Annotated in this window: 11 protein-coding genes and 1 riboswitch; of the genes, 6 read left to right on the plus strand and 5 right to left on the minus strand. The window is 66.8% G+C overall.

The genetic code is table 11. From position 1 onward, the window contains the following. Nucleotides 1-4 precede the first annotated feature (4 nt). From CAG31_RS24710 to cobW, 5 genes are all read right to left on the minus strand, one after another. Nucleotides 5-1,651 carry a phospholipase D-like domain-containing protein gene (locus CAG31_RS24710; RefSeq protein ID WP_085586133.1) on the minus strand — a complete coding sequence of 549 codons (1,647 nt, stop codon included), beginning with the start codon at nt 1,649-1,651 and terminating at the stop codon, nt 5-7. Nucleotides 1,652-1,911: 260 nt separating this feature from the next. Further along, on the minus strand, nt 1,912-2,574 hold the full coding sequence (locus CAG31_RS24715) for a VWA domain-containing protein (protein WP_085586136.1): 663 nt from the start codon (nt 2,572-2,574) through the stop codon (nt 1,912-1,914). A 2-nt stretch (nt 2,575-2,576) separates the two neighbouring features. After that, complete coding sequence (locus tag CAG31_RS24720; RefSeq protein ID WP_085586138.1) at nt 2,577-3,578, minus strand: ATP-binding protein; 1,002 nt, start codon at nt 3,576-3,578, stop codon at nt 2,577-2,579. Nucleotides 3,579-3,713: 135 nt separating this feature from the next. Then, entirely contained in the window at nt 3,714-7,532 is a 3,819-nt protein-coding gene (cobN, locus tag CAG31_RS24725) for a cobaltochelatase subunit CobN (RefSeq protein WP_085586140.1), read from the minus strand. A gap of 3 nt (nt 7,533-7,535) precedes the next feature. Next, a complete protein-coding gene (cobW, locus tag CAG31_RS24730) occupies nt 7,536-8,603 on the minus strand; it encodes a cobalamin biosynthesis protein CobW (protein WP_085586142.1) in 1,068 nt (355 codons plus the stop codon). Between the two features lie 98 nt (nt 8,604-8,701). Next, nucleotides 8,702-8,916: riboswitch (cobalamin riboswitch) on the minus strand. Between the two features lie 347 nt (nt 8,917-9,263). Here cobW and CAG31_RS24735 point away from each other — a divergent pair. The 6 genes from CAG31_RS24735 to CAG31_RS24760 are packed head-to-tail and all read left to right on the plus strand — an operon-like array spanning nt 9,264 to nt 15,628. Next, nucleotides 9,264-10,016 (plus strand): 2OG-Fe dioxygenase family protein, encoded by a 753-nt coding sequence (locus tag CAG31_RS24735; protein WP_085586144.1) that lies wholly within the window; start codon nt 9,264-9,266, stop codon nt 10,014-10,016. Then, nucleotides 10,016-11,296 (plus strand): hypothetical protein, encoded by a 1,281-nt coding sequence (locus tag CAG31_RS24740; RefSeq protein WP_085586146.1) that lies wholly within the window; start codon nt 10,016-10,018, stop codon nt 11,294-11,296. The genes CAG31_RS24735 and CAG31_RS24740 overlap by 1 nt, the downstream gene beginning before the upstream one ends. Next, complete coding sequence (locus tag CAG31_RS24745) at nt 11,293-13,713, plus strand: acetyl-CoA carboxylase biotin carboxylase subunit family protein (RefSeq protein ID WP_085586148.1); 2,421 nt, start codon at nt 11,293-11,295, stop codon at nt 13,711-13,713. The genes CAG31_RS24740 and CAG31_RS24745 overlap by 4 nt, the downstream gene beginning before the upstream one ends. Beyond that, nucleotides 13,710-14,627, plus strand: a complete 918-nt coding sequence (locus tag CAG31_RS24750; protein ID WP_085586150.1) for a sugar phosphate isomerase/epimerase family protein — start codon at nt 13,710-13,712, stop codon at nt 14,625-14,627. Before CAG31_RS24745 ends, CAG31_RS24750 begins: the two co-directional genes overlap by 4 nt. Beyond that, nucleotides 14,617-15,315 (plus strand): AzlC family ABC transporter permease, encoded by a 699-nt coding sequence (locus tag CAG31_RS24755; RefSeq protein WP_170930009.1) that lies wholly within the window; start codon nt 14,617-14,619, stop codon nt 15,313-15,315. The genes CAG31_RS24750 and CAG31_RS24755 overlap by 11 nt, the downstream gene beginning before the upstream one ends. After that, complete coding sequence (locus CAG31_RS24760) at nt 15,302-15,628, plus strand: AzlD domain-containing protein (protein WP_139831372.1); 327 nt, start codon at nt 15,302-15,304, stop codon at nt 15,626-15,628. The genes CAG31_RS24755 and CAG31_RS24760 overlap by 14 nt, the downstream gene beginning before the upstream one ends. Nucleotides 15,629-15,633 lie beyond the last annotated feature (5 nt).

The raw sequence follows: 15,633 nt of genomic DNA on the forward strand, positions 1-15,633 counted from the left end.
CTTGCTACCGCCCGGAAAACCGCAACCGCGACAACTGCCGCAAATCCCCGTCGACGTAATAGTCATCCGTCCAGCTGTCATCCGCCGCCAGCGGCTGCACCTGCTTGAGATCCAGTTTCTTGGCGAAATAGCGGAAGCGGTAATGCTCGTAGAAGCGCAGCAATTCCAGGCCGTAGCGGTCCGCCAGGTCGGTGTCGCCGCGGATGATCAGGAAGTTTTCGTCGTTGCCGTTGCTGGCCGAGGTGCTGAGGTTGTGGCTGCCGCTGATGATGGTCGGGGCGTCCGTGGTGAAGTCGGTGACCACCGCTTTGGTGTGCACCAGCAGGTTGCCCTTCTGGCCTTTCATGTTTTCCCGCAGCCAGCCTTCAAGGCCCGTGTTGAGCAGCGCAGTGGCGGCGAACTCGGCGGTGCGGTCGGCATGGAAGCCGGTGATCCGGCTCGCGGTGTTCTGCAGGCCGTAGCGCAGGATGTCGTCGTGAGGCTGGCCGAGCAAGGCGTTGAGGATCGGGTCGGGCAAGTCGAATGCGGTGACGAACAGCACGTCCTTTTTCGCCGCGTTGATGATGTCGACGAACTCGCGCAGGTCGGCGCCGCCGGAGCGCGGCGAAAACCCGGCGAACAGCGGTTTGGCCGGATCCATCGGATTGACGTCGGTGATCCAGTCGCGGGTGGCGCCGACATCGGCAGGCGTCGTCCAGATTTCCTCGAAGGTGCGCAGGTAGCTGGCGGCGATGGCCGGATCGTCCAGCACATGCACCACGTTGGCCTGGCGGTAGACGCCGTTGGCGGTGAAGTTGGTGCTGCCGCACAGCACCGCTTGCGGCTGGCGCACGCCGCCGGCATCGAGGCGGCTCAAGACGATGAACTTGTCGTGGAAGATGTTGTGGGTGACCCGCCCGCGCTTGCTGGCCTCTGGCAGGTGCGCCAGGCTCGCTTGGTTGATCGTGGTGTCTTCGTCGTCGGGCCGGGCGTGGTACAGCACCCGCACCTGCACCCCACGGTCGAATGCCGCGTTCACCGTGTCGATGATGGCTTGCAGTTGGTATTCGTAGATTGCGATGTCCAGCGCCCACTCGCCGTCGGTGGCGCGCTGGATGAAGCCTTGCAGACGCCCGAGCAGGCCGTTCTCCAGCCATTGGCGCGCCGCGTCGGGCCAGGCCTCGATGGGCAGGTTGCGGTTGGCGCTGATCTGCGCGTCAAGGTCCGGGAACTTGCGCTGGAAGGCTTGGCTGGCCGCGACGGCACGGTTGAAGATCACGCTTTGGTTGGCCGGGTGGCCGTCGTCGGAGCGGATGGTCAGCTCCAGCGATTCGCCGAGCGCTGGGGCGTCCGGCGTGCCGTAGGCCAGGTGCACGCGGTAATGGATCGTCATGCCGGGGTTCACGGCGTAGTCGGCCCAGCGAAATTTCTGCAAAGGGGCCAGGTCGCTCGGGGTGGCGTGGAATTCCGGCCGGGTGTGCGCCTTGCCGGGGAAGGTCAGGCTGTTGAACAGGAACAGCCACGGCTTGTCGCCCTGCTGCTTCTCGATGGCGAAACCGAGCAGGCCCTTGCGCCGGGGTTCGGCGACGTCCATGGCGAGCAGCACGCCGTTGGTGCCGGCGTAGGCCTTGACGCGGAAATCGTCCTGGGGGTTGGCGACCAGTACGCGCATGGTTCACTCCTTGTGATGGGCTGGGGTGCAGCATAGAGCAGCGCGGGGGGTTTTACGCGGTGGATCAGGCGAAAGCGATGCGGAATGTGCCGACGTCATCGCTGGCTTGCCAGCGATGGCGGTGGGTCAGCTAGCAGAGATGTCGACTGTGTTGGCCTCATCGCTTGCAGGCAAGCTCCTACAGGGTTCTGTGGGGTACATGGATATTGCGGATAACCGGGATCCCTTGTGGGAGCCAGCCTGCTGGCGATGGCGCTGGGTCAGCTCAGGTGCAGCTCATCGATATACCGGTATTCGGCCTCCAGCACCGTCGCCAGTTGCCGGGCGCGGCCCAGTCGGATCGGTCCGCGTTCGATGTCGATCAACAGGCCCGGGCACGCCAGCGCCGGCAGCCCCCCCAGATCCTTCAGGCGCCCGTCCGTCACCACCAGCAACCGTTGCCGTTCCGCCGGGAAACGCTGGCGGCGCAGCGTCAGCCATTGCCCGGCCTCTGCGAGCGCCGCCAGCAGCGGCGTGCCGCCCCCGGCCCCCAAGCCGTCGAGCCAGGCCCGCAGGCCACTGCCGGACTTGAGCCCCTGCACCTGCCACTTCGGCGCTGCGCCGCTGGCGGTGAGCAAGGCCAGGCGCGCGCGCTGCCGGTAGGCGTCGTCGAACACCTGGGCGAGCAGCCCCTTGGCATCGCTCAGGGCCTGATGGCGACGGGTCGAGCCGGACGCATCGACGATCACCAGCCACAGTTCATAGGGCGTGCGGGTGCGCATCTGCAACAGCAGGTCCGCCCGGCACCGTGGCCGACCGTTGAGCAAGGTACCCGGCCAGTTCACCGAGCCGCTGCGGGCGGCGTGGCGCCGCCCTTGCCTGCCGTTGTCGAGCCGTCCGGCGCGGGGTCTGGCATTCGCCCCCGCGTCGGACCGGGGGCGAATGCCTAGGGCTTTTTTGGCCAGTGCGGCACTTCGCGGCGGGCACCGGTGGCTTGCGCCGGCGCAGGCATCTCACCCCATTGGCCCTGCCCTTCGCGGCTGTCGGCCTGGCTGTCGGCGGGAGACTGCGCCGGTGCCTGCGCAGGCGGCGAAGGCTGTACGCGACGGCGATGGCGCAAGGCGAATTCGGCCACCGCGTTGATATCCTGCCCTTCGATCGCGCCGGCGCCGCGCCAGGCCGCATGGGCCCGGGCCGCCCGCAGCCAGACCAGATCCGCCCGCAAGCCATCGACGCCGGCGGCGAAGCAACGCTCGGTGATCTGCGCCAGGGCGTCATCGTCCAGCGGAATGTCCGCAAGCCTGTCGCGGGCGTTGCGGCAGCGCTCGCGCAGGGCTTGCTGCTCGCCTTCCCATTGCGCGCAGAACCCTTCGGGGTCACTGTCGAAGTCGAGCCGGCGACGGATGATCTGCCCGCGCTCGGCCGGTGCCGTGTGCCCGCCCAAGGCGACGTTGAGGCCGAAGCGGTCCAGCAACTGCGGCCGCAGTTCGCCCTCCTCCGGGTTCATGGTGCCGATCAGGACGAACTTCGCCGAGTGCCGGTGGGAAATGCCGTCGCGCTCGATCAGGTTGGTGCCGCTGGCGGCCACGTCGAGCAGCAGATCCACCAGATGGTCGGGCAGCAAGTTCACCTCATCGACGTACAGCACGCCGCCGTCGGCCTTGGCCAACACGCCCGGCGAAAACTGCGCGCGGCCTTCGCCCAGCGCGGCATCCAGGTCCAGCGTGCCCACCAGCCGCTCTTCGGTGGCGCCCAACGGCAAGGTGACGAACTGACCGCCGTTGAGCAGGTCCGCCAGCCCCCGGGCCAGGGTCGACTTGGCCATGCCCCGCGGGCCCTCGATCAGCACGCCGCCGATCTTCGGGTCGATGGCGGTCAGGCACAGGGCCAGTTTCAGGTCATCGGCGCCGACCACGGCGGACAGAGGGAAATGGTAGGTGTCGGTCATCTATCGGTACTCAATCAAGGTCGGGCCTGGGGCAACTGCGGGAGCGAGCAGGCTCGCGATCGCGGTGGAGCAGGCAACCCAAGGGATACTTGGGCAAGGCTATCGCGAGCAGGCTCGCTCCTACAGGGGTATGGGTCAGGTCTCTTCTTCTATATCCAGCAACAGGTTCTCCAGCGCCTCGCGGTACGCGCCCGGATCCTGCCACATCCCCCGCTGCTGCGCCTCCAGCATCCGCTCGGTCATGTCCCGCAGGGCATGGGGGTTGTGCTCGCGCACGAACTCGCGGGTCGAAGGATCCAGCAGATAGGCGTCGGCAAGCAAGGCGTACTGGTGGTCGTCGATCAGCTGCGTGGTGGCATCGAAGGCGAACAGGTTGTCCACGGTCGCCGCCAGTTCGAACGCGCCTTTATAGCCGTGGCGCTTGACCCCGTCGATCCATTTCGGATTGGCCGCCCGGGAACGGATCACCCGGTTGAGCTCTTCCTTGAGGGTGCGGATCTTGGGCAGGTCCGGTTGGCTGTGGTCGCCGTGATAGCTGGCGGCGGCCTCGCCGCGCAGGCTCTCCACCGCCGCGAGCATGCCGCCCTGGAACTGGTAGTAGTCGTTGGAATCGAGCAGGTCGTGTTCGCGGTTGTCCTGGTTGTGCAGCACCGCCTGCACCTGGCTCAGGCGCCGGGCGAACCGGTCGCCGGCGGCGGTGCCTTCATCGGATCCGCCGTAGGCGTAGGCGCCCCAGTTCAGGTAGACCTCGGCCAGGTCCTCGCGGGTCTGCCACAGGCGTGCGTCGATGGCGCCCTGCACGCCCGCGCCATAGGCGCCCGGCTTGGCACCGAAGATCCGCCAGCCGGCCTGGCGCCGTGCGGCCTCTTCGTCCAGACCCGACTGCACCAGCGCTGCACGTTCGGCGCGCACCTTGGCGGCCAGCGGGTTGAGGTCGTCCGGCTCGTCGAGTTCGGCCACCGCCTGCACGGCGGCGTCGAACAGGCGGATCAGGTTGGCGAAGGCATCGCGGAAGAACCCGGACACCCGCAGCGTCACGTCGACCCGGGGCCGGTCGAGCAGGCTCAGCGGCAGGATCTCGAAATCGTCCACCCGCTGGCTGCCGGTGGCCCACACCGGGCGCACGCCCATCAGCGCCATGGCCTGGGCGATGTCGTCGCCGCCGGTGCGCATGGTTGCCGTGCCCCACACCGACAGGCCGATCTGGCGCAGGTGGTCGCCATGGTCCTGCAAATGCCGCTCAAGGATCAGGCTGGCGGACTGGAAGCCGATGCGCCACGCAGTGGTGGTCGGCAGGTTGCGCACGTCCACCGAATAGAAGTTGCGCCCGGTGGGCAACACATCGAGGCGGCCGCGGCTCGGCGCACCGCTGGGGCCGGCGGGCACGAAACGACCGTCCAGGGCATCGAGCAGGCCACGCATCTCCGCCGGCCCACAGGCGTCCAGGCGCGGGGCGATGACCTCGCGCAGGTTCGCCAGGATCTCATTGACCGGGGCCCAGCGAGGTTCCTTTGGATGCGAATCGGTCGTGCCTTCAGCATTGCGTTCAACGGACACACCGCTCCCACAGGGGGACGGCGTCGTCGAGGCGATCAATTGGGCGGCGAACAACTCCAGCCGTTCGCGGGTATCGCCGCAGGTGCGCCAGGCCTCGTCGCTGACCGCTTGCAGTTCATCCGGGCGCGGGCCGGCCCACGGTTCGGCCAATGCGCAATCCAACGGGTCGAAACCCAGCCCGAACGCCTTGGCCAGCGCCCGCAGCAGGCTCGACTGCGCGCCCTTGCCGTCGCCCCGGGGGATGCGCAGCAAAGCCAGCAACGTGTCGGTGCGCAGCGGCCCGGTGGGCGACTCGCCGAACACGTGCAGGCCGTCGCGGATCTGCGATTCCTTCAGGTCGCACAGGTAGGTGTCCAAGCGCGGCAGCCACACCGCCGCATCCGCATCGCTGTCGAGCGCGGCATCCAGTTGCAGTTCGCGGTCGATCTGCGTGTCACGCACCAGTTGCAGGATGTCGCGCTGCAGTTCGCGGGCACGGCGCGGGTCGAGCAGTTGCGCTTCGTAGTACTCGTCCGCCAGCAACTCCAGGTTGCGCAGCGGGCCGTAGGTTTCGGCGCGGGTCAGCGGCGGCATCAGGTGGTCGATGATCACCGCCTGCGTGCGGCGCTTGGCCTGGGCGCCCTCGCCGGGGTCGTTGACGATGAACGGATAGATGTTCGGCAAAGGCCCGAGCAACGCGTCCGGCCAGCACTGATCGGACAGCCCCACCCCCTTGCCCGGCAGCCATTCGAGGTTGCCGTGCTTGCCGACGTGGATCAGCGCGTGGGCGCCGTAGGTGCGGCGCAGCCAGAAGTAGAACGCCAGATAGCCGTGGGGCGGCACCAGGTCCGGGTCGTGGTAGACCGCGCTCGGATCGACCTGATAACCCCGCGCCGGCTGGATGCCGACGAAGGTCAGGCCAAAGCGCAGGCCGGCGACCATCATGCGGTTGTCGCGGCACATCGGGTCTTGCTGCGGCGTGCCCCAGCGCTCCAGCACCGCCGCGCGGTTGGCGTCGGGCAAGGCGTCGAACATCGCCAGGTACTCGTCCATGCCCAGGCTTTGCTGGCAGGGGCGCTGGTCGAGAGTGTCCAGATCGTTGCTGACGCCGCCGAGCAACTGGCGGATCAGGTCGGTGCCGCTGGCCGGGAGTTCGGCGGGCAGCGGATAGCCGTGCTGATGAAGCGCCCTGAGGATGTTCAGGGCCGCCGCCGGCGTATCCAGGCCGACGCCGTTGCCGATGCGTCCGTCACGGGTCGGGTAGTTGGCCAGGATCAGCGCCACGCGCTTTTCGTGGTTCGGCACACGGGCCAGGTCAGCCCAGCGCCGCGCCAGTTCGGCGACGAAATCCATGCGTTCCGGTTGCGCCCGGTAGCAGACGACGTCCGATTGGCTGCGTTCGCTGCGCCAGGCCAGGTCCTTGAAGCTGATCGGCCGGCTGATGATCCGCCCGTCCAGTTCCGGCAAGGCGATGTGCATCGCCAGGTCGCGCGGGCCCAGGCCTTGTTCACTGGCGCGCCAGCCGGGTTCGTTGTCCTGGGCGCAGATGGCCTGGATCACCGGGATGTCGCGGCGGAACGGCCGCAGGTGCGGCGCCTCCGGGCTGGACTGTGCGAACCCGGTGGTGTTGAGGATCACGCCGGTTTCGGTTTCGTCCAGCCAGTCCTCGACCACCGTCAGGCAGCCGGGCTCCTTCAGGCTCGCCACCGCGATGGGCAACGGGTTGAGCCCCGCCGCCTGCAAGCGCTGGCAGAACACATCGATGAACGCCGTGTTGGCCGCCTGCAAATGCGAGCGGTAGAACAACACCGCCGCCACCGGCCGGCCGGCTTGCCAATCGGCCTGCCAGTCGCCCAGGGCGGCGGTGCTTTTATTCGGGTGATAGATCGCCGTGCGCGGCAGCGCCTGCGGTTCGCCCCAGGCGTAGGGGCGATCCAGCCAGCGGTTGGCCAGGCAACGGAAGAAGTCCAGCGCATTGCCCAGGCCGCCCTGGCGCAGGAACTGCCAGAGCCGGTCGCGGTCCTCGGCGCCGACGGTGCTCAGGCCGCTGAGTTCCGGGTCGGGCCGGTCGTCGCCCGGCACCAGGATCACCTGCACCCCGCGCCCGGCCAGCTCCACCAGGCGCTCGACGCCGTAGCGCCAATAGGCGATGCCGCCGTGCAGGGAGATCAGGATCACTTTGGCGTGGCGCAGCACTTCGTCGACGTACAGGTCGACCGAGGCATGGTTCTGCACCTGCATCGGGTTGGCCAGACGCAGGCTCGGATAGTCGTCGGGCAACTGCTGCGCGGCTTCGGCGAGCAGCGCCAGGCTGGAATCGCCGCTGCACAGGATCACCAGTTCGGCGGGGGTCTGTCCAAGGTCGGCAATATTGTCATCCGACACGAAACCGCCGGGCTGGGTCCTGAGCAGGTGCATGGCTTACACGCTGAGCGCGACGCGCAGTTGCGCTTCGAGCTGGGCGGCGTCCAGTTTCTGGCCGATCAGCACCAGACGGGTGATGCGCGCCTCGTCTGCGCCCCACTGGCGGTCGAAGTGCTTGTCGAAACGGGTGCCCACGCCCTGGATCAGCAGGCGCATCGGCTTGTTCGGGATCGCCGCGAAGCCCTTGACCCGCAGGATGCCGTGCTGAACCACCAGTTGGGTCAACGCGTCGAGCAGCAGGCTTTCGTCGGCCTGCGGCAGTTCGATGGAAATCGAATCGAAGGCGTCATGGTCATGGTCGTCGTGGTCATCGCCGTCATGGTGATGGTCGTGATGGCTGTGGCGACCGTCGATGTGTTCCTCGGAACCGGCGCCCAGGCCGATCAGCACGTCCAGCGGCAGGCGGCCGTTGCTGGCTTCGACGATCTTGACCGCCGGCGGCAGCTCTTCGGCGACTTCCAGGCGCACGCGGGCCAGGTCTTCGGCGCTGGCCTGGTCGGCCTTGTTGAGGATGACGAGGTCGGCGCTGGCCAGTTGGTCGGCGAACAGTTCGTGCAGCGGCGATTCGTGGTCCAGGTTCGGGTCGAGCTTGCGTTGGGCGTCGACCTGATCCGGGAACGCGGCGAAGGTGCCGGCGGCCACGGCCGGGCTGTCGACCACGGTGATCACCGCGTCGACGGTGCAGGCGTTGCGGATTTCCGGCCACTGGAAGGCCTGCACCAGCGGCTTGGGCAGCGCCAGGCCGGAGGTTTCGATCAGGATGTGGTCGAGGTCGCCGCGACGGGCCACCAGCTCGCGCATCACCGGGAAGAACTCTTCCTGCACCGTGCAGCACAGGCAGCCGTTGGCCAGTTCGTAGACGCGGCCGGTGGCCTCTTCTTCGGTGCAGCCGATGGTGCATTGCTTGAGGATTTCGCCGTCGATGCCCAGTTCGCCGAACTCGTTGACGATCACCGCGATGCGGCGGCCCTGGGCATTGTCGAGCATGTGCCGCAGCAGGGTGGTCTTGCCCGAGCCGAGGAAGCCGGTGACGATGGTGACGGGGAGTTTGGCCAGTGTTTTCATCGGATGCCCTTTGGCAAGGTGGCGGGCATGCGGGACGAGAGCCGGCGACGCGCTTGCGCGCCGGGAGCGTTCGCCACCGGATCACCCCGCCCGGTTGTAGTGAGAATCTGTGTCGAGGCAGGTCTCCTGGCTGACGGCGCGCCGGCCTTGGGGCCCGGCATCCGCTGCGCCTTCCCGCGGCCCTGTTGAAGCAGGCTTGCAGTGGCATGGCAGCGAACATCACCGTTCACAGTTGCGGGGGCAGCCGCGGCTTGGACCGCGTTCCCTTCTTAGCTTCGGCAGCCGCCGAAGAACCTCGAAAGCGCAAGGCTACGCATGGTCGGCAGGCGGGTCAATGTCTAGTGCGTTATCGCTATATAGACTTTATTTTTTCATATATAGGCCGCGACCTTTTCTCAACTAAAAAGTTCAACGTAAGTTATTTCCTACAAGTTCACAAAACAGAAACTTTTCCTACACCCCGCTTCCCCTCGGACTAGAGCGTCCGAACAGCAAAATTACATATCTTTACAAAAACAGAATTGATAATTCAAAACAGGAAATGAACCATGACCCCACATAAGGAATATGTATTTCATTAGAAAGGACTTCTTGCATGCCTGATTATCGTCAGTGTCCGCGCCTGTCTATTCCTCTGAAACCTGCCTGTGTGCCTGCGCCATGAGTGCCGGTAGCGCCATCGGGCATCCGGGCAGTGCCGTGCTGTTCGAACTGTCCGAACGGCTGCGCAACGACCACTACGCCGACAGCGACGTCTTTCCGGCGGCGCAGGTGGCGTCCTTGGGCCGCGAAGCGTGCCGCGCCTTCGACCGCACCTGGGACAACCTGCCGCCGGACACCTACCTGAACGCAGAGAACGGCCGCCGCGAGCGGCGCATCTGCAAGTTCGAGTACCGCCAGCGGGAGCGCCACTGGACGCCCCTCGACGACTGCCACTTCTTCCAGGCCCAGGCCCACAACCCGCTGCTGGGCGGCGTCCAGCGCACCTATGCGCACAGCGAGCCGGCCTTCACCGGATCGCCGGTGCTGCGCAGCCTGCTGGCGGCGGACCTGGCGCTGATGGACCTGGCCGTCGGCCACCGCGACTGGCTGGTGACCTGCCATCAGTTTCGCATCCTGTGCGACGAAACCCGCGAAGGCCAGGCCACCCCCGAAGGCCGCCACCGCGACGGCCACGACTTCGTCTTTCAGCACCTGATCCAGCGCCAGCACGTCATCGGCGGCGAAAGCCGGATATTCACCGAGAACGGCGACAATGTTTTCAGCGCAACTTTGACGAACTACCTGGAAACCGTCGTATTGAATGACCGAATACTTCTGCATGAAGTTTCACCCTTGCAGAAGTTAGGCATTAGTTCAAATCACAGCACTCGCGACATGTTGATCATCGACTTCGACCTGGCGGATTACTAATGAACCATTCAACTTATGCAGTGCCCTCCGTCGCGCCCAGCGCGCACAGTTTCATTATCGAACAGTTCGAAGAGGCCTTGGCGCGCCGAACCTCGACAGTGTCTCTGACCGCCAATGAAAATGTATTGTCGGACACGGCCCGGGCCTTGGGGCAAAACCGCCATTACGACCGTTACCTGTTCAACGTCCGGCCGATTGCGGGCCAGCGCTACGCCGCCGAGTTCGGCGGGATGCAGGTCGAGCACTTTCCGGAGGTCGAAACGCTGAAGGCGCTCGCGACCCGGGCCGCGCAGACGATGTTCAACGCCGAGTTCGTCGAGTACCGCGTGCTGTCCGGCGTCCACTGCACCTTGAGCGTGCTGGCGGCGCTGAGCGTGCCGGGGGACATCGTCATGTCCCTGGCGCCCGAGAGCGGCGGTCATTTCGCCACCGGGCCGCTGGTGCAGAAGATCGGTCGCCAGAGTGTGTTTTTCGGGCTCGGCACGGACGGCCAGATCGATCTCGACGCCTTCGATGCGCAACTTCAGTCCCTCGGGCAACCGCCGGCCGCCGTGCTGCTCGACCACGGCCTGACCACCCGGGCGATCGCCGTCAAGCCGCTGCGCAAGCTGCTCAACCGGCGCGGCCTCGACCGCACGCTGATCATCTGCGACGCCTCGCACACGCTGGGGCTGATCGCCGGCCAGGCCTATCCCAACCCGCTCGACGAAGGCGCGGACATCCTCCAGGGCAACACCCACAAATCCCTGCCGGGCCCGCACCGTGCGCTGATCGTCTGCCGACGCGCCGACCTGGCCCGGCAGATCGAACACAACGTCGGCGGCGCGCTGGTGTCCTCCCCCAACCTGCCCGGCCTGCTGCAACTGTTCGTCACCCTGATGGAGATGGAACGCCACGGCCAGGCCTACGCCGAACGCATGTGCGCCAACGCCCGCCAACTGCGCGATGCGCTGGCCGGGCTGCCGGGCTGGACGGCGCACGCCACCGACACCCATATGCTGCTGCTCGAAGGCGCCTTCAGCCAGCACGCGGCGCAGCAGCTCAACGAGCTGGGGATACGGGTCAACAACAAACGCATCGGCGGGCGCGACTGCCTGCGGTTCGGCGTGCAGGAAATCACCCGCCTGGGGATCGCCGGCGAAGACCTGGACGCCCTCGCCCACATCATCCGCAACGTGCTGACCGACAGCGTCAACGCCGCCGACCGGATCCGCCTGGCCCACATCTGTCACCGGTTGAACCGGGTTCACTACAGTTTCGACGAGGAGTCCTGCCGATGAGCGCAGCCGCTTGCCTGATTGTCGGCAACATCCGCGACGGCGAATACGAAGGCCTGGTCGCCGAGGGCATCACACCGCTGCTGATCGCCGACAGCCGCGCCACCAGCAAGATCGCCGACGCGGCCAAGGTGCCGCCGGTGGCCCGTTACGACTTTTCCAAAGGCCTGACACCGGAACTGATCGACCTGACCCAACGCCTGCTGGATGAGCACAGGTTCACCAGCGTGCTGAACTTCCGTGAAGGTTATGTCGCCGTCACCGGCCGCCTGTGCGCGGCAGTGCCGGCCTTGGCCCATCTGCACCGCAACGTCGAGCACACGCTGGACAAGGTGCTGCAGCGCCAGCGCTTCCAGGCGTCGGCCAATCCCGACCTGCACGTGATCTCCCGCGAAACGGGCATCGACGAACTGCTCGCCGCACCGGATGCGCTGCCTTACCCGTTCGTCCTGAAGCCTGCGAACCTGTACAGCAGCCTGTTCGTGCGCTGCATCCGCGACCGCCACGAACTGCTGGACTACAGCCGCCGCGAATGGCCGGCGCTGCAACGCTACGTCGCCGGCAAGCAGCGGGAAACCGACCAACTGCTGCTGGAGGAATACCTGCACGGCTCCAACCATTCCATCGATTGCGCCATCGGCCCCGACGGCAACATCAGCAGCTTTCCCATCGTCGATGTGATCGCCGGGGTCGACATCGGCCGCGACGACTTCCACCATTTCGCCCGCTACACGCCCTCGACCATCGAACCGGACGCGTCGCTCAAAGCGCGCTGCCACCGTTTGGCCCACGACGCCGTGCAGGCCCTCGGCCTCAAGGGCACGTTCGCCCATGTCGAGTTCATCCTCACCGCACGCGGGCCGAGGGTTCTGGAGGTCGGTGCACGGCCCGGCGGCAGCCGGATCCACGTGATCCGCCAGGCGTGGCGACTGCCGCTGGATGTCTGCTATCACCGCGCCCTGTCCGGCGAAGCGCTGCCGCCTGCCTGCGACGTCCCCCAGCCGTTCGGGATCGCCACGCCTTTCGCGCGCACCCACCGGATCTACGACGGTCTGCATCACGCCCAACGCCTGCGCAGCCTGCCGGGCTTCCAGCGCTGGTACGCCTACGCCGCGCCGGGCGACGCCATCGGCCCGGCCAGCAACGGGTTCCAGAACTACCTGTACGTCGAGTTCCGCCAGCCCGACACCGCCCGGCTGCGTGAATCGCTGCTGGCGGTCACCGACATCGACGTGTATGGCGAGCGCACCGACCCCGAGCCTGCCAAACGCATCCTGCTGATCGGCGGGCGGGATTCAGGGTTGGACTGGGACACCGCACACCGCTTCCACTTCACCCTGGTGCAGCAACCCGACCAGTTGTCCGACTATCAGCGTGAACACGCGGCGCTGGTGCTGACGCCCGACATCGCGGACCTGGCCGGCTGCGGCGACACGGTCGAACGCCTGCACCGTCAGCGGCCGTTCGACGCCGTGGTGTCGTTCTCGGAACTGGGCCTTTTGCCAGCCTCGCAACTGGGCGAACGGCTGGGCATCCCCCACAACAGCGTGCGCAGCGTCGAGGTCAGCCGCGACAAGCTGCTGTTCCGAAGGCTCCTGCAAGGCAGCCCCTACGAACTGCACAGCGCGGCGGCGGACAGCGCCGAGGCCGTGCGCGCCTTCGTCGAGCGCCACGGCGCCTCGATCGTCAAGCCCGTCAGCGGCTCGGGCAGCCAAGGGGTCTACGCGGTCAATCGCCCGGAAGACGTCGACGCCCTGCCCCTGCAGGGCCGCAACCTGATCGAAGCCTTCGCCGGCGGCGACGAATACAGCGTGGAATCCCTGAGCCTCGACGGCCGCCACCGGATCCTCGGCATCACCCGCAAGCACACCAGCGGCGCGCCGGGCTATGTCGAGACCGGCCATGACTTTCCGGCCGCGCTGGACGATGCCAGCCGCACCCTGATCGAAGACGCGGTGCTGTGGCTGCTCGAACGCATGGGCAACCGCTGGGGGCCGGCGCACACCGAGGTCAAGCTCGACGGATCGCGCCTGCATTTCATCGAGACCCAGACCCGCTTCGGCGGCGACCAGATCTGGGAGATGGTCTGGAAAACCACCGGCGTGCACCTGGCGGCCAGCACCCTCGCGGCGATGACCGGCACCGACCTGCCGGCCCCCGAGCAGGCCTTCGTGCAAATGGCGATCCGCTACATCGAGACCGACGGCACGACCGACCCCGAACACCTGCGCGACCAACTGCTGCGGCACCCCTTCGCCCTGCGCGCGACGCTCGACCAGGGCAAGTTCGGCCGGCCCATCCGCCGTTCCGCCGACCGGCACGGCTACGTGCTGCTGGCCTGCGCCGCCGAAGACGACCCGAACGTCTTCAGCGCCGCGATCTCCCACCCTCGTTTCACCACCCAAGGACTGGCGCAATGAGCACCCAAGAGACCCTGTTCCACATCGACGGCCCGATCAGCCCGAACTTCCCGCTGATCTCCTTTTCCACCAACGTGTACGACAACCCGGCGGACATTCTCGGGTCGATCACCGACCTCTCCAGGCATTTCAAGGCCGTGGAGTTCGAGATCGGCGAAGACGCCGAGACCGTGTTCTGGTCGCTCAGCGCCGAGGAGCGCAGCGAACTGGCGCGGCAAGTCCGCGCCTTCACCGAGCAGAACGGCATCACCCTGACGGTGCACGCCGGCTGGTGGGGCCGCCAGTACAACCTGTGCTCGCCCGATCCGGTCGAACGGGGCCAGGCGGTGGACTGCCTGAGCGCCGCCGTGGACTTCTCGCGTCAGGCCGGCGCCACCAGCGTGACGTTCCATCCGGGCTACAAGGACCAGTTGGAGAACACCGAACTGCTGGACAACCTGATCGTGGCGATCAACGAGGTCAAACAGCGCGTCGACACCCGTGGCATCGACCTGTGCCTGGAGAACATGGGCGGCCAGCGACCGAAGTTCCCGGTGTTCAGCGTCGGCGAGCACTTGCGCTTCCACCGCGAGACCGGCTGCTTCGTGACCATCGACGTGACGCACCTGTGCTCGCTGATGCCCTACGGCGACAGCCTGTTCCAGGCCATCGCCGAGCTGGCCCCGGTGACCCGTCACCTGCACATCGCCGACCTCAACGACACCCACCACCAGCACCTGCCCATCGGTGAAGGCAACCTGCGCCTGAGCGATGTGCTCAACCGCTTCGCCGTCAACGGCTACCGCGGCGTGGCGGTGGTCGAGGAGTTCATCCCGCGCTTCTCCACCGAGTACTACCTGGAGAAGGCGCTGGTCTACAAGGACGGTGTCGAGGGCCTGCTGGCGGGCGCACGGCAGAGCGCCCATGCCGGCTGAGTCCGCGCTGGCCGAACCGGCCACCCACAGCGAGATCACGACCGGCCTGCGCGATGCGTTGCCGTTCGTGTTCTCGCTGCTGCTGACCTTCACCCTGATCGGCATGCTCGGCCGGCGTCACGGCCTGGACCTGCCGTCGATGGTGGTGTTCAGCGGCACGGTGATGGCCTCGCCGCTGCAGCTGACATTGCTGGAGACGCCGGCGCACCTGCTGAACGCCTTCGGGGTGCTGGTCTCGGCGCTGAGCATCAACTTGCGCTTTCTGGTCTTCACCCTGAGCCTCAAATCCAGCCTCAAAGGCTCCGTCAGGTCCTTTGTCCCGGCCTTGGCGGTGATGGCCAACGCGGCCTTCACCCTGATGTCGATCCGCAAGGAACAAGGGCCGGTCAGCCGCCCCTACGCCAACACCGTGTGCTTTGCGCTGTACGCCGCCGCCCTGCTCGGCACCGCCGCCGGCTACGGCTTCGCCAGCCTGGCCGCCAACGGGCTGATGGAGCATGTCAGCGTGGTGATCGCCATTTTCATCAGCGCTTCGCTGGGCAAGATGGCTCGCGACCGGCATAGCCTGCACGCGCAATGGATCGCCGGGCTCGCCGCGGCGGCCAGCCTGCTGTGGCTGGGGGACATCAGCCTGATGGCGGTGCTCGCGGTGACCGTCCTCACGAGTTACGCCTATGACCGAGCCTAGTGTGTTCTGGCTGTATGTGCTGATTTGCGCGCTGGTGTCCGCCACCTGCCGGCTGCTGCCGCTGGCGGTGGATGTCGAACGCTTGTCCGGCGGGGCCCGGGCGTTCATCGACCGGCTGGGCAAATACACTTCCGTGGCGATGCTGATCAGCCTGCTGGCCGGTTCGCTGCAACCGTTGGCCGGCCAGCAGCCGTCGGCGCACCTGTGGATCGGGCCTGTGGCGCTGGCCTGGCTGCTGGGCCTGACGCGCATGAAGTCCTACTACGCCTTTCTGATCGCGCTGGGCGCCTACGTTCTGCTGGCCATGCGTTAGCCGTC

Source organism: Pseudomonas sp. R25(2017) (genome assembly GCF_002112565.1).
Lineage (GTDB): Bacteria > Pseudomonadota > Gammaproteobacteria > Pseudomonadales > Pseudomonadaceae > Aquipseudomonas > Aquipseudomonas ekonensis.